21 protein-coding genes and 1 pseudogene are annotated in these 23,202 nt (G+C 47.3%); 8 read left to right on the forward strand and 14 right to left on the reverse strand.

Annotated features, from left to right (window positions below):
• The coding region (locus QUB56_RS16505) for a four helix bundle protein (RefSeq protein ID WP_332956529.1) at positions 1-191 on the forward strand (191 nt) is incomplete at its 5' end.
• A gap of 85 nt (positions 192-276) precedes the next feature.
• Here the strand turns inward: QUB56_RS16505 and QUB56_RS16510 are convergent.
• The 3 genes from QUB56_RS16510 to QUB56_RS16520 form a co-directional block, all read right to left on the reverse strand.
• Complete coding sequence (locus QUB56_RS16510) at positions 277-3,678, reverse strand: EAL domain-containing protein (protein WP_332956530.1); 3,402 nt, start codon at positions 3,676-3,678, stop codon at positions 277-279.
• 211 nt (positions 3,679-3,889) lie between these two features.
• On the reverse strand, positions 3,890-4,747 hold the full coding sequence (locus QUB56_RS16515) for an RNA-guided endonuclease TnpB family protein (RefSeq protein ID WP_332956531.1): 858 nt from the start codon (positions 4,745-4,747) through the stop codon (positions 3,890-3,892).
• Positions 4,748-4,780: 33 nt separating this feature from the next.
• Positions 4,781-5,905: a transposase gene (locus QUB56_RS16520; protein WP_332956532.1), complete on the reverse strand. Its 1,125-nt coding sequence runs from the start codon at positions 5,903-5,905 to the stop codon at positions 4,781-4,783.
• Between the two features lie 44 nt (positions 5,906-5,949).
• Between QUB56_RS16520 and QUB56_RS16525 the strand changes: the two genes are divergently transcribed.
• The 4 genes from QUB56_RS16525 to QUB56_RS16540 all read left to right on the forward strand — a co-directional run bounded on the left by QUB56_RS16525 (position 5,950) and on the right by QUB56_RS16540 (position 9,347).
• A complete protein-coding gene (locus QUB56_RS16525) occupies positions 5,950-6,135 on the forward strand; it encodes a hypothetical protein (RefSeq protein WP_332956533.1) in 186 nt (61 codons plus the stop codon).
• A gap of 291 nt (positions 6,136-6,426) precedes the next feature.
• Positions 6,427-7,428, forward strand: coding sequence for a zinc-dependent alcohol dehydrogenase family protein (locus QUB56_RS16530; protein ID WP_332956534.1), 1,002 nt, complete (start codon positions 6,427-6,429; stop codon positions 7,426-7,428).
• A 319-nt stretch (positions 7,429-7,747) separates the two neighbouring features.
• Entirely contained in the window at positions 7,748-8,440 is a 693-nt protein-coding gene (locus QUB56_RS16535; protein ID WP_332956536.1) for an Npun_F0296 family exosortase-dependent surface protein, read from the forward strand.
• Positions 8,441-8,654: 214 nt separating this feature from the next.
• Positions 8,655-9,347 carry an Npun_F0296 family exosortase-dependent surface protein gene (locus QUB56_RS16540; RefSeq protein WP_332956538.1) on the forward strand — a complete coding sequence of 231 codons (693 nt, stop codon included), beginning with the start codon at positions 8,655-8,657 and terminating at the stop codon, positions 9,345-9,347.
• 423 nt (positions 9,348-9,770) lie between these two features.
• Here the strand turns inward: QUB56_RS16540 and argJ are convergent, their stop codons facing one another.
• From argJ to QUB56_RS16560, 4 genes are all read right to left on the reverse strand, one after another.
• A complete protein-coding gene (gene argJ, locus QUB56_RS16545) occupies positions 9,771-11,012 on the reverse strand; it encodes a bifunctional ornithine acetyltransferase/N-acetylglutamate synthase (protein ID WP_332956540.1) in 1,242 nt (413 codons plus the stop codon).
• A gap of 312 nt (positions 11,013-11,324) precedes the next feature.
• Positions 11,325-11,465 (reverse strand): hypothetical protein, encoded by a 141-nt coding sequence (locus QUB56_RS16550; RefSeq protein ID WP_332956622.1) that lies wholly within the window; start codon positions 11,463-11,465, stop codon positions 11,325-11,327.
• 61 nt (positions 11,466-11,526) lie between these two features.
• The gene (locus QUB56_RS16555; RefSeq protein WP_332956542.1) at positions 11,527-11,721 is read right to left on the reverse strand and encodes a hypothetical protein; all 195 of its coding nucleotides are present in this window, start codon (positions 11,719-11,721) and stop codon (positions 11,527-11,529) included.
• 125 nt (positions 11,722-11,846) lie between these two features.
• Positions 11,847-12,146, reverse strand: a complete 300-nt coding sequence (locus QUB56_RS16560) for a hypothetical protein (RefSeq protein ID WP_332956544.1) — start codon at positions 12,144-12,146, stop codon at positions 11,847-11,849.
• Between the two features lie 134 nt (positions 12,147-12,280).
• On the opposite strand from QUB56_RS16560, the pseudogene QUB56_RS16565 reads away from it, so the two are divergent.
• A pseudogene (locus tag QUB56_RS16565) lies at positions 12,281-13,493 on the forward strand (RNA-guided endonuclease InsQ/TnpB family protein).
• Between the two features lie 22 nt (positions 13,494-13,515).
• On the opposite strand, the gene rpsF reads toward QUB56_RS16565, so the two are convergent.
• Positions 13,516-13,851 (reverse strand): 30S ribosomal protein S6, encoded by a 336-nt coding sequence (rpsF, locus tag QUB56_RS16570; protein ID WP_332956545.1) that lies wholly within the window; start codon positions 13,849-13,851, stop codon positions 13,516-13,518.
• A 66-nt stretch (positions 13,852-13,917) separates the two neighbouring features.
• On the opposite strand from rpsF, the gene QUB56_RS16575 reads away from it, so the two are divergent.
• Complete coding sequence (locus QUB56_RS16575) at positions 13,918-14,784, forward strand: carbohydrate ABC transporter permease (RefSeq protein ID WP_332956547.1); 867 nt, start codon at positions 13,918-13,920, stop codon at positions 14,782-14,784.
• A 90-nt stretch (positions 14,785-14,874) separates the two neighbouring features.
• Complete coding sequence (locus QUB56_RS16580; protein ID WP_332956549.1) at positions 14,875-15,045, forward strand: hypothetical protein; 171 nt, start codon at positions 14,875-14,877, stop codon at positions 15,043-15,045.
• A gap of 312 nt (positions 15,046-15,357) precedes the next feature.
• Here QUB56_RS16580 and QUB56_RS16585 read toward each other — a convergent pair whose 3' ends face one another.
• The 6 genes from QUB56_RS16585 to QUB56_RS16610 form a co-directional block, all read right to left on the reverse strand.
• Positions 15,358-17,910, reverse strand: coding sequence for an HDIG domain-containing metalloprotein (locus QUB56_RS16585; RefSeq protein WP_332956550.1), 2,553 nt, complete (start codon positions 17,908-17,910; stop codon positions 15,358-15,360).
• A 226-nt stretch (positions 17,911-18,136) separates the two neighbouring features.
• On the reverse strand, positions 18,137-19,276 hold the full coding sequence (locus QUB56_RS16590; protein WP_332956552.1) for an RNA-guided endonuclease TnpB family protein: 1,140 nt from the start codon (positions 19,274-19,276) through the stop codon (positions 18,137-18,139).
• 381 nt (positions 19,277-19,657) lie between these two features.
• Positions 19,658-20,806 carry an ADP-ribosylglycohydrolase family protein gene (locus QUB56_RS16595; RefSeq protein WP_332956554.1) on the reverse strand — a complete coding sequence of 383 codons (1,149 nt, stop codon included), beginning with the start codon at positions 20,804-20,806 and terminating at the stop codon, positions 19,658-19,660.
• A 207-nt stretch (positions 20,807-21,013) separates the two neighbouring features.
• Complete coding sequence (locus tag QUB56_RS16600) at positions 21,014-22,204, reverse strand: transposase (protein WP_332956556.1); 1,191 nt, start codon at positions 22,202-22,204, stop codon at positions 21,014-21,016.
• 111 nt (positions 22,205-22,315) lie between these two features.
• Positions 22,316-22,756, reverse strand: coding sequence for a type II 3-dehydroquinate dehydratase (gene aroQ / locus QUB56_RS16605; RefSeq protein WP_332956558.1), 441 nt, complete (start codon positions 22,754-22,756; stop codon positions 22,316-22,318).
• 112 nt (positions 22,757-22,868) lie between these two features.
• Complete coding sequence (locus tag QUB56_RS16610; protein WP_332956561.1) at positions 22,869-23,006, reverse strand: hypothetical protein; 138 nt, start codon at positions 23,004-23,006, stop codon at positions 22,869-22,871.
• Positions 23,007-23,202: the final 196 nt, after the last annotated feature.

Raw genomic sequence — 23,202 nt, forward strand, 5'->3', positions numbered from 1 at the left:
GCCAAGATAATCAGCGTTTTGTGAAAATTGCCCGAGGTTCATTAAACGAAACAAGACACTGGTTAAGACTTGCCTACGCTCGAAATCTTTTAACTCAAGAACAGAGCGCTCGCCTGCATCCCTTATTAAATGAACTTTCACCAAAACTTAATGCTTATCTTAACTCACTAAAACAAAAAGCCAAAGGTTAACAGTCAACAGTCAACCGTCAACAGTCAACCGTCAACAGTCAACAGTCAACAGTCAACAGTCAACAGTCAACAGTCAACCGTCAAATTACCATTTAGGTTGACTTTCTATCAAAAGTGTGGCTGCGATGCTGTCTACCGGCTTTGAGAAAAAGTATCCTTGTCCGTATTCGCATTGCAGTGCTCTGAGTAAATTAAGCTGTTCGAGGGTTTCGATGCCTTCAGCAATTACATCCATGCCTAAATGACTCGCTAAAATTAAAATAGTCTGTACAATAGCTTCGTTTCCTTTATCTTCACTCATGCGGCTGACAAAAGCTCGGTCGATTTTTAAAGCATCAGTTGGAAAAGTGTGCAGGCGGCTCAAAGAAGAATAGCCAGTGCCGAAATCGTCAATATATAATTGAATTTGTAATTTTTTCAATTCCGCGAGGATAGCGACTGCTGATTCAGCATTATCCATAATGACGCCTTCAGTAATTTCTAACTTAAAAGTGCGGGGGTCAAGCTGAGTTTCTTGTAAAATTTCGCGAATGCGATGGATTAAATCCGGTTGTTTAAATTGTTGATTAGAAAGGTTGACGCTGACAGTCAACGGCGGATTTGCTGGGAATTTTTGGTGCCACTGGTGGATCTGACGGCAAGCCGATCGCATCATCCACCAACCAATAGGTATAATCAATCTAGTTTCTTCAGCTACTAAAATAAACTCGCCGGGAGATACGACACCCCGCTGCGGGTGATACCACCGCAGCAGCGCTTCAAAACCGCAGATTCTACCGCTAGTTAGAGAGACTATGGGCTGATAGTAAAGCTGAAATTCCTCGGAGTCTAAAGCGCGCCGCAAGTCGTTTTCCAGTTGCAAAAGGGCGACGGCGCGAGTGTGCATACTTAAGTCAAAAACTTCGTGACGAGCTTTGCCCAATCCCTTAGCATGATACATGGCAGCATCTGCATCTCGAAGCAGTTCTTCAGGTCGATCGTACAATATTGCGAAGGGGACATTGGGAACACCAGAGTCGGAAGATAAGCCAGACAAACAAGTTTCCCCATCGATATTTCCCTGATTTCCGGGGTTCGACAGTTTGCTGGTTTCCCTTGGAGACCCAGGAAAACCAGAACAAACAATGCCAATGCTAGCACTGGTAAAAACTTGATACTCGTTAAGGTAAAAAGGCTGTGCCAGTTCCGCTTGCACTCGTTCGGCAATTAGGCTGGCATCCTCGGTGCTTTTGATATTTTCCAGCAAAATAGCGAATTCGTCACCGCCGAGACGCGCAACCGTATCTCCAGCGCGCAAACACATGGCCAGGCGCTGCGCGATCGCGATCAGCAACCGATCGCCCACTAAATGCCCCAAACTGTCGTTAACAACCTTAAAGCGATCGAGATCGATAAACAGCACCGCAAACAAAACCTCAGGGCGGCGTTTGGAAAGGTCGATCGCGTGTCCCAAGCGATCCATAAATAAAGCTCGGTTGGGCAAACCGGTTAGCATATCGTGCAAAGCATCGTGTACTAACTTTTCTTCTGCTATTTTGCGGACGGTGATATCTTCAACAGTGCCTTCGTAGTAAAGCAATTTGTCGCCAGCGCCCCGAACAGCCCGGGCGTTCTCGGAAACCCAGATAGTGGTGCCGTCAGCGCGGTAAACTTGGGACTCGAACTCTGACACAAAACCGTGTTTTTCGATCGCGTGCAAAAACTCGACGCGGCGCTTGGGATCGACGTAGACTTGGCGGTCAATGTTGCGTATCTTCGCGATCAATTCAGCGGCCGACTCGTAGCCATAAATTCTCGCCAAAGCAGGGTTAGCGCTGAGGTAGCGCCCCTCAGGCGTTGCCTGAAAAATGCCTTCGATCGCATTTTCAAAGATGCTGCGGTATTTCTCTTCGGCCTGTTGCAGCGCGAATTCAGCCTGCTTGCGATCGCTGATATCGGTCAACGTGCCGAGATAGCCCACAACTTCCCCGCTTTTGGCAATTTCTGGCACTGCTTGCCAAAATACCCAGGTGATCGAGTCGCCGTTGCAAAAGCGGTACTCTAAGTTACAGGGCAACTTGTCTGCGACAGCGCGATACCACTGGCTCAAAACGCGGGATCGGTCTTCGGGATGTATACTTTGCGCCCAACCTTCGCCCAGTGCCTTTGTCACAGTCAGTCCCGCCATCTCCAAAAATCGCTGGTTGACGTACAAGCAATCTCCAGCAGGGTCAGCGCGGAAAATCCCGACCGGCAGTATTTTTACCAAGGTGTAATAGCGGTATTCGCTTTCTAGCAGCGCGCTGGCCGCTACTTTAGTCTCCGTGATGTCAAACATTGCGCCTTGAAGGATGACGGACTTGCTTGCTTCATCGCGAACTGCGGTCGCTCGATCGCGGAACCAGACGACTCGGCCGTTGCGGGCGATCGCGCGGTATTCTGAAACCAGGGATCCCTCGCCGAAGATATCTTCTCCATCGGTAAATTTCTGTGTAGCGTTTTCAACTAACACGCGGTCGCGGTCTTCTGGGTGAACGAGTTTCAGCCACAGGTCCGGGTCTGCCCTCCATTCAGCTACTGAATAGCCCAGAAAAGTCTCGATTTGGGGGCTGATATAAAGTTTGGCCGCCGTGCGGTTGAGGGGAGAAATGTAGGTGACAGCCGGCATTTGTTCTACAAGGGCGCAGTATTTCGCTTCTACAGTGTACAGCGCTGCTTCTAGGCGCTCCCGCTCTAATTCGGCGGCGGCTCGTCCGGCAAAGATGCTGATAATTAGTCGGAAGTTGGCAAGATGTGCTTCCGGGAGGGGTCGATCGTGGAAAATACAAATAATGCCTAAAGGTTCGCCGTAAGAGTTTTTGAGCAACACTCCCAGGAAACTGCGCGCACCTGTAACTATCGGTCTGCGGTCTTCTGGAAAAGTTTCCAGGAGGCCGTCGGGACAGCAGTACATTCCCTGCTCGATCGCCAGCGCTTCGGGAGTATTGGCGGTGTCGCACTCAAAGTTTGGCTGCCACTGTCCATTGCTCCAAAAACTGATAACTTGCAATCTATCGAGAGCAGCATCGGCCCCTGCCTTCGACTTAATCGATTTGGCAGCCACGGCGCTGCAAACTCCGAGTGCCGAGGCTAAGTGGCGAACTAAGGCATCAAATAAATCTGTTCCCCCCGGCGAATCAGTACCTGCTAGGATTTCGCCGAGCAAGTCTTCCTGTAATTGGGGGGAAGCAGTGACTTTGGGAGGATTGTCGGCCTTGGGGCGATCGCGATTTTCCCCCATCGCACCCGAAATGCTCCGACTTAGGGTTTGGATACTTAAGGGCCCGACAAGAGGCGAAGAATTCACAGTTGGCCGCTGTTGCTCGGCTAATAATAGAGCGCGGCCCATACCTAAAACTTGACCCAAGAACTTGTCAGTTGGCGGCCACAGATTTGAGTTGGGGAAAATCCTAAAGTTTTTCCGAATTTTCAATCTCGCAGATAAATCCTCGGCGTTTAATTCTGCCAACGGCCGTTTCTCTGGGGCCAGAGGGAGACTGGGGGGTCTTCGCTGCCACTTGAGATAAATAGCCCACCCCAAGCCTACAGTCGCGGATAATCCCAGAAGATATGCAAGAATCTCAAAGTAAAAAAATAAATCTAGATCGAACATCGATTAGCACCGCTCGACAATTTTTGTATTTATCTGAAGCCAATCTATGTGAACCGGACGCTCATTGCTAGGCAATAGAGCGCAGGCTTCGGGCTTCAACGGCAACCGCCTCAGATACGGAAGACTTCCGAACAACATGAGGTCTTACATTGCCTCCACTGGCAGTAGCGCTGGTTGCCAACGCTAATATACCTAAGCCTTCATGGAGAATATTGATAGCTGAGTTTACATCTCGATCGTGCTTTTCCTGAAATTTGGAACAAGTCCAGCTCCCCACATTAAGAGGCAAGCTACCTACCTGATTGAGGTCTACATAACAAATCTTGCTTAATGGAAAGAACCGCCCGATTTCTAGGTAGGTCTTCCCATCTTTTTGAGCCTTGTATGTTAGTTGTCGGGTGAATTCTGACCAACCACAACCGCTAATTGCTTTGGTCTCACAGTGATTCTTCACCATGTTCTTGACTGCCAGATTCTCGACGACTATGACTTGGTTGTCGTTCACAAGTTTGCGAGATAACTTATGCTGGAAGTCGTTACGAGTATTGGCGCTGGGATCGTGGACTCGTGCCACAATCCCTCTTGCTTTCCCCCGACGCTTTGACCCTTTTTCTTTGCGTGAAAGCGAATGCTGCTTACGCTTAAGGTTTTTCTCACGATCCTTAAGGGGTTTGGGAGTGTCAAACTTGGAGCCGTCAGAAATGATAGCAAAATCGGTTAGCCCCACCTCAATCCTTACTGCCTTGCCCTCTGAGCTAATTTCTAATTCGGGCAGTCCATCATCAAACAAGAGAGAAGCGTAATACTTCCTTGTCTTGCCCATGCTGATAGTGACTGTTTTCAACTTTCCTTCCAACGTCCGATGCAATTTTGCCTTGACCTCCCCAATCTTGGGAATCTTCAATACATCCTCATCTATTGACATACTCTCCGGGGTTGACGCACGGGGATTGTAGGGTCAAACAGCAATTGCAGGCATAGCCTGTCTGACATCGCCTAACCTAACCGTTGATCCCCCAACAGCTTGAATGTTTAAGGCGGCATTTTCATCCTGTCGATTAATAGATTGACACGACGGCCAACGCCACTCTCTAAACGATATATCTAGGCTTTCGAGAACATTACCGCAATGGGAGCAGGTCTTGCTCGACGGATACCATCGCCAGAGGAAAACAACTGGTTTGCCTTTTCTAGTGGCAATCCCTTGGAGCATTTGTAGAAACTCTCCAAAGGCCAGGTCTAATATTTTGCGAGCCCAAAGACGCTGCATCCCTTTGATATTAAGTGTCTCGAAGCACAGCACATCAAATTTATCTGTCAATTCATGTGCCATTTTCCAGAACCAATTACAGCGGCGATTTGCCACATCCTCATGCTGGCGAACCAGATTTTTTCTAGCACGTTCTCGGTTGGCCGATTCTTTCCGTTTCTGAGAATCCTGACGACTTGCTGTTTTAATGGCGTTAATGGATTTTTTCAAAAATTGCGGTGATTCGATTTTTGTTCCATCCGAGATAGTGAGAAATGTTTTCCAACCAAAGTCAAAACCAGCGATTTTACCCGTCTTGAATTTTGCTGTTTGTTCGCTTTCATTGTCAACAACCACAATCATCAACAACTCGCCTAATGCCGTTCGCTTAATGGTTAAGGTTTTGACCGTTCCCTCAATTTCTCTAGAATTGCCATACTGATACACCCGATTGGCAATTTTGACCCTGTTGCCACCGATAAACTTATATCCGGCTGGCTTCAGAGTGAATGACTTGTATTTCTTGATTTTTTTGAATTCGGGGGGCGAGACTCCTTTTTTGTGAGGCTTGAAAAACAGTAGATACGCCCTTTCAATGCGTTGGCAAAGTTCTTGGACTGCCTGCGAACCCACGGTTTGCCAAAACGGCTTACGTTTTCGCAATTTGACCCTGTGCCTCTGAAGCTTAGCACAATTCAAGTGGTTGCCATACATCCGATAGTACCGACGATGGAGGGCAATCCAATGGTTGTAGATTACCTCGGCAGCATTTATTGACCGCTTGAGGTATCTATTTTCCTGATGATTGTAGAGCTTGAACTTCAGAGTTTTCATGTTAATTATGGTAGCAGAGATGGCTACTCATTGGCTACCCATTTATGAAGAAAATATTGAGTCTTCCTGTTGACTCAGAAAAAATTAAAAAGCTCAGAAGAATTGCCAAACAGAAAAATAAAACCCTGACTCAATCCATCGAGGAATGGATTGATAAACTGAAAGAAGAAAAGCCGTCAAGGGAAGGACGGGGCTTTAGACCCCTTATTTCCGGTCACTTGACGTTTTGAGGATATTGAATGGACTGCTTGTCATTTTCTCAGTTAATCATAAATATTATCTACTGCAAGCTGTTGTGCCACATAGATAATTGGCTTTTTTCTGCGCCTCCCCTTCCCTCGCCTTCGGCATTTGTCACAGGAGTGTCGTCAACAGCCCTGCTTTCATCCCGACGATCGCCCGCGTCGGCTACAGCGCGGGACTTCCAGCGAGTAAGTTAAAAATCACTAACTATCGTCACGGATGGGTAACTAATACAAGGTAGGATCGCAGTGAAGGCGATAAGAAAATTAACACCTCTGATGAAAGCAATCGTTTTTGAAACCCCCGGAAGCCCGTCGGTATTGAAACTGCAAGATATCCCGGCCCCTACTATACAAACAGAAACAGAAGTTTTGGTGCGGTTGCGAGCGGCGGGTATCAATCCGATAGATACTAAGTTGCGATCGCGCGGCACTTTTTACCCGGAGAAAACACCTCACGTTTTGGGGTGCGACGGTGCTGGTGTCGTAGAGGCTGTCGGTGCTGGCGTGCAAAGTTTCCAAGTGGGAGACGAGGTTTTTTTCTGCAATGGCGGTTTGGGCGGGCCGAGGGGTACTTATGCTGAGTTTGCTGTTGTAGACCAACGCTTTCTCGCCATCAAGCCTGCTCATTTAAGTTTTGCTGAAGCGGCGGCGGCACCGTTAGTTTTAATTACAGCATGGGAATCGCTGTACGATCGAGGGCGCTTGCAAGCGGGCCAAACAGTGCTGATTCAAGCTGGTGCCGGCGGTGTCGGCCACGTCGCGGTACAGTTGGCTAAGTTGCAGGGTGCTGAGGTTTGCACTACTGTTAGTTCTGAGGAAAAAGCCAATTTTGTCAAGCAGTTAGGTGCAGATTCAGTTATTTTATACAAAAATACTGATGTTGTCGATGAAGTTTTGACTTGGACTCAGGGACAAGGAGTTGACTTGGCTTTCGATACAGTCGGGGGACAAACTTTTTACCAAACTATTCCGGCTGTGAAGATTTATGGAGACTTGGTAACAATTTTGGAACCCGATCCGGCTTTGGGCAATTTAAAAACAGCGAGAACGCGCAATCTGCGAATTAGTCTCGAATTAATGTTAACACCGATGCTGCAAAATTTGGTGGAGGAACAGGAACAGCAGGCTCGTATTTTGCAGCAGTGTGCTCGTTTGTGCGATCGCAATTTGCTCAAAATTCACGTCAGCCAAACTTTCCCTCTCGAACAAGCTCAAGCCGCCCACGAACTGTTAGAAACAGGCTCAGTAACCGGTAAATTAGTTTTGCTAATTGCTTGAATCCCAAATCTCAAATCAAATCGAAAACAAACCTTCACCCTCAATAACGGCAGAGCGCTCACCCATAATCTTCCTCGTTGCTTAGATGATTTTTTTACACAAACTTCAAGGCTACTAAATTTGTGTTAATCTGGAAGACATCAAAAGAGAGGTTGGCTAAAGTTCAGCAGGATTTATTCATTGCACTCTACCCTACGCGATGCTTATAGATCTGTGTCTAACTAAATCAGTTGCAACTATCTCTAGGTAAGTAAGATTGGGTAACAATTCGTTGAGATTGTCTACTGTCAACATTTAGATTTTGGGAGCAATTAATCTCATGACTTCTATAAAGAAAGTGTCAGGCTCAATCATGGGAGCAGCAGTTTTTACTGTGATTTCCGCTCCAGCCGACGCGATTATGCTGACATTTGGGGGGACACCTGTTGCCGGACAAGGGCAATTCTCCAACGTGCCTGGGGTAACGACAATCGATTTCGAGTCGGGTGCGCCAACTAGCGGTTTGGCTGTTTACTCTGCTCCAGGTCCGGGTCCTGCGGTTGTTTCAGGCAACACTATTAGCTCTATTATTTCGCTGGATGACAACTCGAGATACCTGGCAGTTTCGGTATTGGGCGATGCAAGAGGAACCTCTCCAGTTACTATCGCCTTTGCTAATCCACTTGATTACTTTGGATTGTATTGGGGCACACCTAGCCCAAATAACACCATTAGTTTCTTCAACGGTGATACACTCCTTCAATCGTTTAGTGGTAATGCTGTTGACAGCAGTGTCCTCACCAATGGTGGTGTTTACGCTAATTTCTTCGGTGCACCGGGAGAGTCTTTTAACAAAGTAGTTTTAAGCGATAGCTCGATTGCTTTCGAGAGCGACAACCATGCATACAAAGTTGCTGACTCTACACCTGTTCCCGAACCCGCTTCGTCGTTAAGTGTATTGGCTGGTGTTGTAGCAGGGGCGCTGGTGAAACGCAAACAGCAACGGAAAGTTGTCGATGGCAGCGACAGGTGATTAATTAGAGAGGGTTTTGTGTTAACATGGACTCTCTCAAACGAGAGGGTGCCAAGGTTCAGCAGGATTTATTCCTTGCACTCTAGCCTACCCGATGCTAATACATCTGTGTCTCACTAAATCAGTTGCAGCTATCTCCAGGTAAGTAAGATTGGGTAACAATTCGTTGAGATTGTCTACTGTCAACATTTAGATTTTGGGAGCAATTAATCTCATGACTTCTATAAAGAAAGTGTCAGGCTCAATCATGGGAGCAGCAGTTTTTACTGTGATTTCCGCTCCAGCCGACGCGATTATGCTGACATTTGGGGGGACACCTGTTGCCGGACAAGGGCAATTCTCCAACGTGCCTGGGGTAACGACAATCGATTTCGAGTCGGGTGCGCCAACTAGCGGTTTGGCTGTTTACTCTGCTCCAGGTCCGGGTCCTGCGGTTGTTTCAGGCAACACTATTAGCTCTATTATTTCGCTGGATGACAACTCGAGATACCTGGCAGTTTCGGTATTGGGCGATGCAAGAGGAACCTCTCCAGTTACTATCGCCTTTGCTAATCCACTTGATTACTTTGGATTGTATTGGGGCACACCTAGCCCAAATAACACCATTAGTTTCTTCAACGGTGATACACTCCTTCAATCGTTTAGTGGTAATGCTGTTGACAGCAGTGTCCTCACCAATGGTGGTGTTTACGCTAATTTCTTCGGTGCACCGGGAGAGTCTTTTAACAAAGTAGTTTTAAGCGATAGCTCGATTGCTTTCGAGAGCGACAACCATGCATACAAAGTTGCTGACTCTACACCTGTTCCCGAACCCGCTTCGTCGTTAAGTGTATTGGCTGGTGTTGTAGCAGGGGCGCTGGTGAAACGCAAACAGCAACGGAAAGTTGTCGATCGCAGCGACAGGTGATTAATTAGAGAGGGTGGCGATCGCAAGGGTGAGCACCTCTTAATTTCTCTTGACAATTTCGTAAAAGTGTTGTTACCGAGGCTGGACTCGCATTTAAATGGGTTCGGCCTGCTTTATGCACGGGTCAAAACGTAAAACAAATCGGCATTGTCGAGGCGCAAAGTTGGGGCGCTAGAGAATGGCTCAATCCTGGAAACGAGAACCCCATTCTCGATGTTTTTCCGACGGTTCCTTGGACGGCATAATTTATACTATCGATCAATTAATCGCAGCAGAGCAACAGGTTCGGTTTCAGCCGATTATCAGGTCCGGTGATACAACTGATCTCGGTTTCGAGTAAGGACTTCAGCCCTTTTTTAGAGATTTCGGCATCTAAGGACTAAAGTCTTTACTACAAACGATATGCAAACTTGAGAATAAAAATTAAGTCGTATACTCCGCATTAATCTTCACGTAGTCGTAACTCAAATCGCATCCCCAAGCTTTCGCAAAACCGCTGCCATTCCCGACACTAATCTGAATTAAAACCGTATCAGCCTTCAAATATTCCCCCTCCGCAGCCGCTTTCATATAATTACTGGCAGCAGCGCGATCGAACTCCTTCGGTTGCCCGTTTTCCATCATCAAAAAATCCCCTAATTGAATCCGCAAATTCTCTTGCTCGAAAGGTACACCAGCGCGCCCAGCGGCCGCCGCAATTCTCCCCCAATTCGGATCGCGTCCGAAAATAGCAGCTTTCACCAAAGAAGAACCAACAATTGTTTTGGCAATTTTACTCGCAGAAACTTCGTCCAGCGCGCCGCTAACTTGCACTTCCACCAAACAAGTTGCCCCTTCGCCGTCACGGGCGATCGCCTTTGCCAAATGCACGCAAACTTCTGTCAGCATCGCCTCTAGTTTTTCAGCATCCGCCCCCATTTCTGTAATTGCGGGCGTGCGGGATTGACCGTTCGCCAAAGCAATTAGCGAGTCGTTGGTACTGGTATCTCCGTCAACAGTAATTTGATTGAAACTTCTGTTAGCCGCCCGACTCACCATTTCTTGCCACAAATGCGACGACACTGCTGCATCGCAAGTTACAAATGCTAGCATTGTTGCCATATTCGGGTGAATCATTCCCGAACCTTTGCAAATCCCGCCGATGCGCACGGGCCGATCGCCAAACATGGTTTCCAGGGCGATCGTTTTCGGCACTAAATCAGTCGTACAAATAGCCTTAGCAGCCGCATCGGAACCAGTGGCCGATGCCTCAGCAACTAATCGCGGAATCGCCGCCCGAAGGGGCTCCATTTTAATCCGCTGTCCGATGACGCCGGTGGAGGCCAAAAGAATTGATTCTGGAGGAATATTCAGCGCTTCTCCCAACAAATTGGCACTTTCGAGGGCATCTGCCCAACCTTGCTCGCCAGTAGCAGCATTAGCTTGTCCCGCATTGCACAAAATTGCTTTCGCGCTAGATTTAGCTTGCAAACGCTGGCGGCAGTAGTCCACGCAAGCGGCCCGGACAGTGGATGTGGTGAAGACTCCCGCGGCGATCGCCTCCACCTCTGACAAAATTAAACTTAAATCCGGCAAGCCTGAAGGCTTCAAACCCGCTGTAATTCCCGATGCTCGATACCCTCTGGGTGCTGTAACTCCGCCGCCAATTTCTTTCCAGTCCGACATGATGACCTCCCTAGTAGCCTTCCATCTGCTGAAAGCGGATTATACCATTTTAGATTTTAGATTTTAGATTTTAGATTTTAGACTTCGGCGTGAGCGCTCAGTCGAAGGATTTTAGATTTTAGATTCCCCATTCTTTTGAGCCCCATTTCCCATTCCCCATTCCCCATTCCCCGTTCCCATAAAACTAATCGCGGCTTCCTATCTAGAGTTAGAACTCAAGAAGAAGTCGCGACGGTTTTGTCACTGACATTATTAATTTTTAGCTGGCAAACAACAGACTCGATTCAACTATCTCGCCGTTGAAAAAACGAGTTATTTGCGATCGATACTCGCTTGAGAACCAGCATCTAAACCAACTTCAGCAGCCACACGGCTCAGCATGGATTCCTGACGGTTTTTAACGACGTGTTGGTGGCGCATCATCAGGTTGCGGGCTTGTTCTTGAGTTGACATAACTGGTTTCTCCAAATAATAGGTAATAAATTCGTAGGCAATTGGGCAATTTGAGCTTGCCCTAGCTCATGGTGGCGTTGCTGCGATCGTAACTGACTTGAAGGCTGGGCTGCGGTTTGCCTTGAATGTGACCCCAGTAGTGGGTATCTTCCATCCCGACTTCGGTAGCGGTGCGGTTGAGCATGGATTGCTGCCGGTTCTTCACCATGTGGTGGTGGCGCATCATCAGAGAGCGAGCTTGATTTTCAGTAGACATATGCGGTTCCTCCGTATTCTTGAGATTAATGTTGGGCTGTTTTTTTCTTTCTTTCTCTAACTATAACAGACAATTCTGTATCTAAAGCTACCAAATAAAAAATGTCACAAAACTTTACAATTGGGCTATTGGGGGAGAATGTCGATCGAGGTTGCAGGGAGTGCGATCGGGCGCAAGGCTGGTTGATTGGGACCCAACCTCAGAGGCTGTATGAAAAGTGGCAAAGCATAACAACTTAGGCTAATCGCCTGACCACAAACAGCCGTGAAGCCCTTTGTGCGATCTGGTAGACCGAAAGAGAGGACCTGTGCGATCGCTTCACGTTCAGGAACACTTGCTGCTGCGATCGCCACGGGCAGCACTAAGTCGAAGGTATCAAGGGCAGTGTGGGATTTTCGACCCTTGGTGCATGAAGGCTTTGTCAAACCCGACCCTCTGATGAACCATCGTTGCAGTCGCAATACTTTGACCAAAAATAATGGGACACAAGCCCCTTCTGAGCGTGGCCGGCTTTCTGTTAACTGTGTTAGTCTATTGATGTAGAGGTTTTCCAGGTCAAATGTTTGTCAAGGAGTTTAAAGCGAAAGGGAAAACAACTCAATATTCAGCGATAGACGAGGCGATTAAAACTGCTCAATTTGTCCGCAACAAGTGTGGCCGTTTTTGGATGGATAACAAAGATGTGGGGCAGAAATCTGTATCGCTATAACACATTGTTGAGAGCTGAGTTTCGTTTTGTTAACGCCTTAAACTCCCATGCTTGTCAAGCTTCGGTCGAACGAGCTTATTCATCAATTGCTCGGTTCTACGACAACTGCAAGAAGTCTATTCCCGGAAAGAAGGGTTTTCCAAAGTTCAAGAAAAACTGTCGCTCTGTCGAATACAAGACAAGTGGTTGGAAGCTTTCCGAGACTCGCAAGCAGATAACCTTCACCGATAAAAAGGGAATCGGCAAGCTCAAACTAAAAGGTACATGGGACTTAAACTTCTACCAATTAGACCAGATAAAACGGGTTAGGCTAGTGCGTCGTGCCGATGGCTACTACGTTCAGTTCCTAATCAGTGCTGATAACAAGGTGGAGTCTGAACCCACAGGTAAAACTGTTGGCTTAGATGTGGGACTCAAAGAGTTCTATACAGACTCCAACGGTCACACCGAACCCAACCCTAAGTTTTATAGAATCGGAGAAAAACGTCTAAAGTTTCGACAACGGCGTGTTTCTCGCAAGAAAAAAGGCTCTGCCAACCGCAAGAAAGCCATTAATCGACTCGGACGAGTACACCTCAAAATAAGTAGGCAGCGTGAAGAACACGCCAAGAGACTGGCACGTTGCGCAATCAAATCTAACGATTTGGTTGCCTAGGTCGAGTTGAGGATTAAGAACTTAGTCAAGAATCACTGTCTCGCCAAATCGATTAATGATGCGGGTTGGTATCAATTCAGGAAGTGGCTAGAGTAGGTCGGGGTAAAGTTTGGCAAGATAACCGTAGCGGTCAATCCGGCCTACACTTCCCAGCAATGCTCTAACTGCGGTGCAACGCCGTCAAAAAGTCTCTATCTATGAGAACTCACGCCTGTGGGTGTGGATTCGTTCTAGACAGAGACTGGAATGCTGCTATCAACATCCTGAAATTAGCCTTGAGTACGGTGGGGCACACGAGAACTTGGGTCAAAGACCCGAACGCTTCGGGAGATTCGACCTCTACTCTGGTTGGAGCAATCCAGTCGCCAGCAAGTTGGGTCTATGAACGAAGAATCCCATCGCCTTTAGGCATGGGAGTGTCAAACGAATGCTACTCGGCGACTTCCGCTTCAGCTTCAGCTTCAGGTGCATCTGGCAAATCTTGCTTGATAGTCAAATAGCGAATCACTTCTTCGCTCAGACGCATCGCGCGCTCCAGGGTAAAAATTGCAGCGCCCGGAGCTGTATAGTTCATTTGAACGTATACTCCGTCCCGGTGCTTGCCGATTTCGTAAGCCAAACGGCGCTTGCCGCGGTGCTGAGTTTCGATGTTTTCAGCACCTTGATCGCGCAAAATAGTTTGATATTTAGCGATCGCCTGGTCTGTCATTTCCTCACCCAAATCAGGGCGCAGAATGTACATAGTTTCGTAAATAAACGGTTTCATGGCAATAATCCCCTTATGGACAACAAGGCTTCTCACGAAGCAAGGACTTATTATCATATCCCAACAATGAACAATCTCAAAACCAAAAAACCAAATTCTCCAAACAACACTCCCTCGCGGTGGAGGGCCCTGTGGACGTACAGCATCATGAGCGCGATCGCACTTTTAATGCTGTTTCCCCTGCTGTGGCTTCTGAGTACCTCCCTCAAATCCCCCACCGAAAACATCTTTCAATTTCCCCCGCAACTGTGGCCGCAACAGCCAACTCTCGAAAACTTCATCAAAGTTTGGCAAACCAACCCCTTCGCCCGCTACCTGTTCAACAGCACCCTGATTGCCGGCCTCACAGTTAGCATCAACATTTTCTTTTGCGCCCTCGCCGCTTACCCCTTAGCCAGACTCAACTTTCGCGGTCGGGAAGCCATCTTAATCACAATCATTTCCACAATCATGATTCCCTTCCAAATAGTCATGATTCCCCTATACATATTGACAGTACAACTCGGACTAAAAAATAGTTATTTAGGCGTAATCTTTCCCGGACTAGCCTCAGCCTTCGGCATATTTTTATTACGACAAGCATTCCTAGCAGTTCCCAAAGAACTAGAAGAAGCCGCCCGCATCGACGGCTGTACAGAATTAGGCATTTGGTGGCACGTCATGATTCCCGCAATTAAGCCAGCTTTAGTCACTTTAGGAATTTTCGTATTTATCGGTTCTTGGAGCGACTTTCTGTGGCCGCTGCTAGTTTTAGACAGGCCGGAATATTACACTTTACCTTTAGGCGTAGCCAATTTAGCAGGGACATTTTCCTTAGATTGGCGTTTAGTTGCCGCGGGTTCCATTATTTCTATTGTTCCAGTTTTAGGACTCTTTTTGCTCTTGCAAAAATACATTGTACCAACAGAAACCGCCGCCGGAGTCAAAGGATAGAATCAACACCAAAAATCGGCGTTTATCCGCGTTCATCTGCGGTTAAAAATTAAAATCTTTTGAACTGACAACTCACAAAATTTATTTTTTATGTACGAACTGCCAGACATCCGCTGGATTATCGATCGCGCTGCGGTCGTAGATACGATCGTAGCCTCAGCCAATGCGATCGATGCCCAAGACTGGCAAAAATTGCCCTCGTATCTAGCAGACGAAATAGATATCGACTATTCAGCCCACATTCCGCACTTCTTAACATAGTCAAAAATATGTTGACGATCAAACGTCATCCTAGGAATTTAATCGCCAACATATTCTCGATAAATAATGACTATTGAGAACCCATAAACACTCCTTAATAAAAACTCATATTTCTACATATCAGCGGAATGCTTGTAGACAAAGAATTACAGCCATTTCGTACCAAAAACTCCCCAATTAATATTAAGACCTGCGGAATGTGGGATTCAGAATTTCGAGGTGAAACTCCCCGAAGAGTAACCGCAGAAGAATACATAAAATCTAATCCACAACTGAAATTCCCTCCTATTTTTCCTAACTCAAAATTTCCTCCTACCTGGGAGTAAAAACTGCGCTAGGATAAGCAATCCGCTTGTGATTGAACTGTTCCCAAACCCGCACAAAAATCTCCGCGATTAGAGACATATCCTCCCGAGTCAAACCCGAATCGAGCAACTGATTATCCTGCCAGCGAGCCCTCAAAATCCGATTAACCATATTCAAAGCCTCTTCATGAGTAGCATCCTTGAGCGATCGCAAAGCAGCCTCGCAAGAATCCGCCAGCATCAGAATCCCCGTTTCCCGCGACTGCGGAATCGGCCCGTCATAGCGAAAATCCTCCTCCCTCACTTGGCGACTTGGGATTGTTAACTTTGAATTATCAGCATCTGGCACAGTAATCTTTAACTCTTGTCGTTCTTTTGCAGCAATTTGCTGCGCTTGGTGGTAGAAATAAGCAATCAACATTGTACCTTGGTGCTCGGGAATAAACGCCTGAATTGCCTTGGGCAATCGATGCTTCCGCGCCATCACCAACCCCTCGGTAACGTGCTTTTTAATAATGTCCGCGCTCGTCCAAGGGTTATTAATTTCATCGTGTTTGTTAGCCCCGCCCATTTGATTTTCACAAAATCCGAGCGGGTCGTGCATTTTTCCAATATCGTGGTATAATGTGCCAGTTCTGACCAGCTCAACATTGCAGCCGATCTCCCGGGCCGCAGCCTCCGCCAAACTAGCCACAAACAGCGTGTGTTGAAAAGTCCCCGGAGCCTCTGCAGCCAATTTCTTCAACAGCGGGCGGTTGGGATTGGCAAGTTCCGCCAGCCGGATCGGCGTAATCAAGTCAAAAACGTGTTCCAAATAAGGGCTGATGCCGATCGCCACAACGCTCCAAGCCAAACCGGCCAAACTTTGTGCGCCCACCGTACCGAGTACCACGTACCAAATCGCACCGGTAGCCGCGCTGGCAATCAGAGTCCCAACCAGATAAACGGTGCCCTGAGTCAAGCCGACACCCACGCCCAAAAGAGCCAATTCCTCGCGCGATCGCAGCCGCCCGGCCATAAAAGCGCCCAGCAATCCGCCCGCCCCGCTAGCCACCAAATGAATCAACTCCACATTTAAGCCAACGGGCAGCAGCGCCGACAGCAGCCCCACCACCGTCACCCCCACCGCCGAACCGTAGAAGCCGCCCGCTAAAATCCCGATCGCGGGCAAACTCGTCCAAGGTAGCCCCAAACTCACCAGCACCGGCGCGCTCAAAGTCAGCAGCAGCAATAGCAAATGATCTCTCCGGCGCAAGCGGTAGTGCCTTTCCACCAGCAGTACGATCGCAATTGCCCCCGCAACTAAACAAACAAAACCCGCCAGCCCCAGCCAATTCACCCCCCGCCGGCTCAAACCAAAATAGTCGAGCAACACGAAATCTTGCTGCGAGATTTCTTTTCCTTCTGCGACAATTATCTCGCCCTGCTCTACTGCGATCATCACCGGTTTGACGTTTTGCGCCGCTAATTCAGCTAGCTGTTTGGTTTCCTCGGGATCTCTGACCAGATTTGGGTGCAAAATCGCTGTTAACCCCTCAATCGCCAAAGCTTGGGACTCTAACGGCACTTCACCTGCCACTTGCAGCTTCACAGCTTCTTTCAAAATTTCTTTTGGCAAGCCCTGCGGGATACCTTGAGCCACCATCCTTTTTGCCACCCGACTCATACCCGTTTGGGTTTTGTGCCAAGCTGCATCCGACAAATCAAACAGCGAAGTATCGTAAATCTGTCCGAGCCCGGAAACCGATGGTTTTCCCAGGGCCTGCACAGCATTGAGATAGCGTTGGCGAGCCGAGGAAATACTGTCTGTCAGGCTTTGAAACTCGGCAGCCCGGACCTCACGGCTGTAAGCTTGCAGTTGAGCGACAGCATCCTGCTGAGACTTGTTGTCAGTCTGCGCAGCAATGGCGGGGGAATCCAAACTCAACCGCTCGTCCGTTGCACTGTTGTCCCCCGCTTGCGCCAAAATCGATCGCCACTCCCACTCGGGACAGCCCCGCAAGTAAACCTGAGCCGCATTTGAGAGCGCCGAGGGACTCGCAAACGGAAACGGGCCTACCGCCTGCCGCAGCTCGCTTCCCTGCTGCAAAAATTGTTGTAATTCTTGATAAATTTGTCGATTGACCGCTGGATCGAGCATTAATATCGCTACAGCCCCGATCCGCGCTGCTTTCCGCTGTTCTTCAGTAGTTTTGTAATCCGGGATGCTAGCAGTAGCAGGAGCCTTAATAGTCTGAGGAGCTTTCGTCCCCACATCCAGTTTCGGCTGGTTGTAGAAGCGGTGGCCCAGAGTGCTGCTTAGGGAAACTACCGCTACCAGCGCCAACATAGGGGAACGAGCTTGATTTTTGAGGCTTGATTTTGAGGTTTTACTTGTAAATCTCGTAAAAGTCTCGGGCAGAACCCATTTCTCACCCGACAAACGGCTCAGGAGAGGCCCGCCAGCGCGTGAAGTATCTGCTTTGCTGCCGCCATTTTGCACTTTAGCAATGTGTTGGCGCAGTGAGCGCGCAGCGCCTAGCTGCTCAATCTGCCGCATCAATGAGGAGAGCGTATTCATTTGTGTTGAAGATATATCACTGTTATCCAGCAGCTTTGTCAGAAATTCTGACTCTGCATCTTGATTGAGTTTATCCGAACAACCGTGGCTGAATATTCAACCGTTACACAAGACCTACTCACAACTACTCATAACTAGACAAATCTACTCCTGAGTATTGTGAAACTTACTTCCTGCTTCATTCTGGCGGTGTCGGCACTAACCAGTCCACAGGCACGAGCCCCGTCTAACTGACGGTTTTTGACAAATTAATCGCTGCATTTAAATCACGGTCAATAACAAAACCGCAATGACCGCATTCAAACACTCGCTCAGAAAGTCCGAGTGTTTCTTTTTTGGTGGAGCAATTAGAGCAAGTTTTGCTGGATGGAAACCATCGGTCAACTACTACAAGTTTTGAGCCATACAACTTGCACTTGTAGGTCAATTGGCGTCGGAATTCAAAGAAACCCATATCAGCAATAGAGGCAGCCTGTTTATGCAACGCCATCATCCCGGACACATTGAGGTCTTCGATCACTACTGTGCCGTGGTTTTTGGCAAGCAATGTCGTTAACTTGTGCAACGTATTTTTGCGAATGTTAGCTATTTTTATGTGCAATCTCGCTATCTTAAGCTGTGCCTTTTTGCCATTGCGTGAGCCGATAGTTTTATGGCGATTGAGCCACTGCATTCTTGACAACTTGGCTGCGTACTTTTTGTAGGATTTTGCTCCGACAATCACTTTACCTGTTGAAAGAGTAGCTAATGCTTTAATGCCGAGGTCAACTCCCACAATACTTGTTTGGCATGACTCTTGCGGTTCTACGTCAAATCTGAAACTGATAAACCACCTGGAAGCTTGACGGGATATTGTACAAGACTTGGTTAATACTTGTGGCAACCTTTCGTAAGTCTTGAAAATGCCAATTACAGGAACTTGGATTTTGTTGTTACCCAAAATTTTGACTGTTCCTTCTAACGTGAAAGAGTCGCGCTGCCCTTTTTTCTTAAATCTCGGTACTCCCGCAGTCTTGTTAAAGCACCGCTTCCAAGCTTGGCGCAAAGCCATTAATGCCTGTTGCGGTGTAGATTTACTGCACTCGTAATACCACGGATTTTCTGATTTCACCAGGGTTACTAACAGTTTGTGCAGGTCAATAGCTGTGGGAAAGTTAAGTTTTTCATCGGGATGGGATTTGTTATACTCAAGAATGTTTTTGGTTAGCCACAATCCCCAATTCCAAGCATGGCGTGCTACTCCACAGTGCTTGGCGAGCATAGTGCGCTGCCTGTTATTCAGTTTCAATTCTGTTTTGAAGCCTAACAGCATTGTTACCTCTCGATCGCTTTGAGTCACACTATATACTGATTCACATCTACTCATTTCTTATGAAATGAGTAGATGTGAATAGGATTTTGGTTACAGCTTCTCACCCCTCACGCTACTTTGCGTAAGTATCGCCAGCAGTTGGGTTTCCTGACTGTGGCCAACAACGCCAGCAGCTTCTTTGCTTCCCTTGTCCATCTTGAACAAAAATCGCGCGCTGCGGCTAAAAACCCGGTTTCTCCCTCGATTCTTCCTTTTCCAACCCCATATTCTCGTAGAAACCCGGTTTTTTGGGGCAAGCGCGTCCGATTTAATTTTTTACTTTTTAATCTTTAATTGTCGCTCTCCTTCGGCTTTCGTTTTTGACTTGTTAATTGCTAATTGCTAACTGCTGATTGCTAATTTATGGTTTCGCCTCCCTGTTAAAAGCTCAAAAATTTATATTTTACGAGGTCTAATCACATAAGGTGCAGCCACCCATCGGGCTAGCGCTGCGGAAGAAGGGCCGACATCGGGTGTGTACACTCCCGCCCAAACAGCAAACAGGTTATTTGCTAACTCTACAATTTTTGCATCGCTGCCCGTTCCCCAGAGCGAGGGTTCTCGGCCACAGACCAAGGGCCCTGGTTCTAGCGTAGCCGAAGATACCTGTCGCCATTCTACAGGAATCGCAGCAGCGCCGTTGTAAGCTCCAGACAAAGCTCCCGTCAAAGCGCAGGTGAGTTGTCCGGCTATGCCACAGCGAGCAGCCCGCAGCACTGACAAGCGCAAGTCTTCTGGGGTGTTCAAGAAACAGTAGAAAGCTAGGGCAATGGGAATCAAATTTCCTGGGTGGACAATTGACTGGGTTGGTAATCTTTTCTCCCCCTCGCCCTGTCTTTCTCCCAAAGCTGCGGCGCTTTTGCACAGATGAGTGGTGGCTGTTTCTAAATCGGCTCCCCGTTCTAGTAGTATTTGCACTTGCAGCAGCAGCTCTGTTAAGGCATTATCTGTTTTCAGGTAAGCAATTGTTTGCTCGATTGCTGTCGCCGGGTCAAGTTTATTTTTGAGAGTTCTGGCGATCGCATATCCTACTGCTAAAATTGCTGTCTCCCATTCTGGTTTGTTTTCCTTGGGCCAAACCTCTATCGCCAGCATGATTTTTTCTCGCAGCTTGGCTTTATTTTCGTGAAAAAACATCGCCGATGGCAGCGCAGCAACGGCAGCTTCAGAAGGGTTAAGCAGGCTTTGAAACTCACTGCTTCGGGGATGATAGATTTCGGAATTGGCAAATGCTTCCCAAGTATCGCGCCAATCTTTTAAATCTAAACCCCTAGCCCGAATTAAACTTTGAGCGCACGCCACCCCAAGTCTCCCGCATTCGGATGATTGTTTGCCTGTTGGGATTTTTATCTGGGGAGAATTCAACGTTAATCTTGCCCCACCCTGTGTCAAGTGTTGGTGTTTCGTCAGTTGTAAAATCGGCGGCAAGTCTCCTATTTCGGGGGGAATACCCACGAGTTGCCTCTGGTATTGCAGACCTATAGAATCTCCTAAAACTGCCCCCAGGATGGTTCCTTGAAACTTGCTCAACAGGGAATGCCGCATTTTAATTTAACTCAAGTTCTTACTAATTGATAATTTGTAATTTGTAATTTATAATTGGCAATTTATAATTATTCCTGGTTTCCGTTACATAAGACTTACTCACAACTACTCACAACTAGACAAAACTCGTCCTATGTAGTTAGAAGCTTACTTCCTGCTTCATCCTGGCGGTGTCGGCACTCACCAGTCCGCAGGCACGAGCCCCGTCTAACTGACGGTTTTTGACAGAATAATCGCTGCGTTCAAATCGCGGTCAATCTTGAATGCACAATGGTCGCATTCAAACACTCGCTCATCCAAGGAAAGTGTTTCTTTTTTGATTCCACAGTTAGAGCAACTTTTGCTATAACCTTTCTCAGAAAAATGAGGTACTATAGGGCATAGGGCATAGGGCATAGGGCATAGGGCATAGGGCATAGGGCATACCTCACCACGCGATCGAACCGCTGTAGATGGGAACCAACGGTCAACCACTACCAGCTTAGAGCCATACAATTGACACTTGTAGGTTAACTGGTGGCGGAACTCAAAGAAGCCCAGATCAGCAATAGATGTTGCCAGATTGTGATTAGCCATCATGCCTGACACGTTGATGTCTTCAATAACTACTGTGCCGTGGTTTTTAGCAAGTAATGTCGTGAGTTTGTGCAACGTATCCTTGCGGATGTTAGCTATTTTCCCGTGCCGGCTAGCTATCTTCTTGACTTGTGCCTTTTTCCAGTTGCTTGAACCGATAGTTTTATGGGGATTGAGCCACTGCATTCTTGACAGCTTAGCTCCGTACTTTTTGTAGGATTTTCCTCCGGAAATCACTTCACCTGTTGAGAGAGTAGCTAATGCTTTAATGCCGGTGTCAACTCCTACGACGCTTGTTTGGCATGACTCTTGCTGTTCTACATCAAATCGGAAACTGATAAACCACCTGGAAGCTTGACGGAATATCGTGCAAGACTTGGTTAATACTTGTGGCAACCTTTCGTAAGTCTTGAGAATGGCAATTATGGGAACATAAATTTTGTTGTTACGCAAAATTTTGACTGTTCCTTCTAACGTGAAAGAGTCGCGGATCCTTTTTTTCTTAAATCTCGGTACTCCCGCAGTCTTGTTAAAGCACTGCTTCCAAGCTTCGCGCAAAGCCATTAATGCCTGTGGCGGTGTAGATTTACTGCACTCGTAATACCAAGGATTTTCTGACTTCACCAAGGCTACTAACAGTTTGTGCAGGTCAATAGCTGTGGGAAACTTGAGTTTTTTATCTGGATGAGCTTTGTTATGGTCGAGAATGTTTTTGGTTAGCCACAATCCCCAATTCCAAGCATGACGCCCTACTCCACAGTGCGGGGCTAACTGTGTCCGTTGTCGGTCGTTTAGTTTCAGTTCGGTCTTAAAACCTAGCAAAATCAAGCCACCTCTTTAACCGCTTGAGTCATGCCATCAATCAACTTCTTGTTCTTTTAAGGAATGGTTTTCCATCTAAAACCTGCCCTCCTCTGAACAATCAGTGAATTTTTAATTTTCAATCAGGTAAGTAACTAGAGCTTGCAGCCCCAGCCGGTAACTTTCCGATCCAAAACCGCTGATTTGCCCGATCGCCACCGCTGCGATAAACGAGTGATGCCGAAAAGCTTCCCGACGGTAAATATTGCTCAGATGAACTTCTACCGCAGGGATATTCACCGCGGCGATCGCGTCTCTAATTGCCACACTCGTATGAGTATAAGCTCCAGCATTGATCAATAAGCCTTGGTGCTGCCCTGACATCGAGTGAATTGCATCCACCAAGACGCCTTCATGATTAGACTGCTGAATTGAGACTTTCACCTGGAGGGCTTGCGCTTCTCGTTCTAGCAATTTGTTGATATCATTTAAAGTCGCAGAACCATAAACCCCAGGTTCTCGCTGACCCAATAGATTCAGATTAGGGCCGTGAAGTACCAGGATATTTAACAATTTTTAAAATTCCAGCGCCACAAAAATTCTGAGAGTTTTGACTTGGGATTTAGAACCAGTCTGCCACCTCAAACCTCAAACCTCACACCTCAAACTTCAATTCCCGTGCCGACTAACGGCGATTTCTCGGTTGGTTGACAGGAATAGGAATCGGTTCGAGTTCCGGTTGAGCTTCGGGATTCAGCAGTCCTTCTATCAGCTTGCGAACCCATTCTTTAATTTGTTCCAGCACCTTTTCAATGTCTTCCATTGAACGGATAGCTCCTTTTTTTTATAGTCTAGATTGCTAAACCGATGGCTAAATCCCTGAATATAAGCAAGCACGACTTTGAAACCAAAGGTCAAACTTGCTTTCTCGCTTGCTGGTTATTTTGAGCAATGGAGAGAATCAGTATATTTGCCGATCAGTCCTATCTTATTATCATAACGAATCTTTACAGATAATC

Origin of the sequence: Microcoleus sp. AR_TQ3_B6 (genome assembly GCF_036702785.1) — a bacterium.
GTDB lineage: Bacteria > Cyanobacteriota > Cyanobacteriia > Cyanobacteriales > Microcoleaceae > Microcoleus.

What these genes read in the sequence shown, in the direction of transcription:
- QUB56_RS16515 (WP_332956531.1), bottom strand. Translation starts at nt 4,747, where the DNA reads ATGTCAATAGATGAGGATGTATTGAAGATTCCCAAGATTGGGGAGGTC.
- QUB56_RS16520 (WP_332956532.1), bottom strand. Translation starts at nt 5,905, where the DNA reads ATGAAAACTCTGAAGTTCAAGCTCTACAATCATCAGGAAAATAGATAC.
- QUB56_RS16525 (WP_332956533.1), top strand. Translation starts at nt 5,950, where the DNA reads ATGAAGAAAATATTGAGTCTTCCTGTTGACTCAGAAAAAATTAAAAAG.
- QUB56_RS16530 (WP_332956534.1), top strand. Translation starts at nt 6,427, where the DNA reads ATGAAAGCAATCGTTTTTGAAACCCCCGGAAGCCCGTCGGTATTGAAA.
- QUB56_RS16535 (WP_332956536.1), top strand. Translation starts at nt 7,748, where the DNA reads ATGACTTCTATAAAGAAAGTGTCAGGCTCAATCATGGGAGCAGCAGTT.
- QUB56_RS16540 (WP_332956538.1), top strand. Translation starts at nt 8,655, where the DNA reads ATGACTTCTATAAAGAAAGTGTCAGGCTCAATCATGGGAGCAGCAGTT.
- argJ (WP_332956540.1), bottom strand. Translation starts at nt 11,012, where the DNA reads ATGTCGGACTGGAAAGAAATTGGCGGCGGAGTTACAGCACCCAGAGGG.
- QUB56_RS16550 (WP_332956622.1), bottom strand. Translation starts at nt 11,465, where the DNA reads ATGTCAACTCAAGAACAAGCCCGCAACCTGATGATGCGCCACCAACAC.
- QUB56_RS16555 (WP_332956542.1), bottom strand. Translation starts at nt 11,721, where the DNA reads ATGTCTACTGAAAATCAAGCTCGCTCTCTGATGATGCGCCACCACCAC.
- rpsF (WP_332956545.1), bottom strand. Translation starts at nt 13,851, where the DNA reads ATGAAACCGTTTATTTACGAAACTATGTACATTCTGCGCCCTGATTTG.
- QUB56_RS16575 (WP_332956547.1), top strand. Translation starts at nt 13,918, where the DNA reads ATGAACAATCTCAAAACCAAAAAACCAAATTCTCCAAACAACACTCCC.
- QUB56_RS16580 (WP_332956549.1), top strand. Translation starts at nt 14,875, where the DNA reads ATGTACGAACTGCCAGACATCCGCTGGATTATCGATCGCGCTGCGGTC.
- QUB56_RS16585 (WP_332956550.1), bottom strand. Translation starts at nt 17,910, where the DNA reads ATGAATACGCTCTCCTCATTGATGCGGCAGATTGAGCAGCTAGGCGCT.
- QUB56_RS16590 (WP_332956552.1), bottom strand. Translation starts at nt 19,276, where the DNA reads ATGAGTAGATGTGAATCAGTATATAGTGTGACTCAAAGCGATCGAGAG.
- QUB56_RS16595 (WP_332956554.1), bottom strand. Translation starts at nt 20,806, where the DNA reads ATGCGGCATTCCCTGTTGAGCAAGTTTCAAGGAACCATCCTGGGGGCA.
- QUB56_RS16610 (WP_332956561.1), bottom strand. Translation starts at nt 23,006, where the DNA reads ATGGAAGACATTGAAAAGGTGCTGGAACAAATTAAAGAATGGGTTCGC.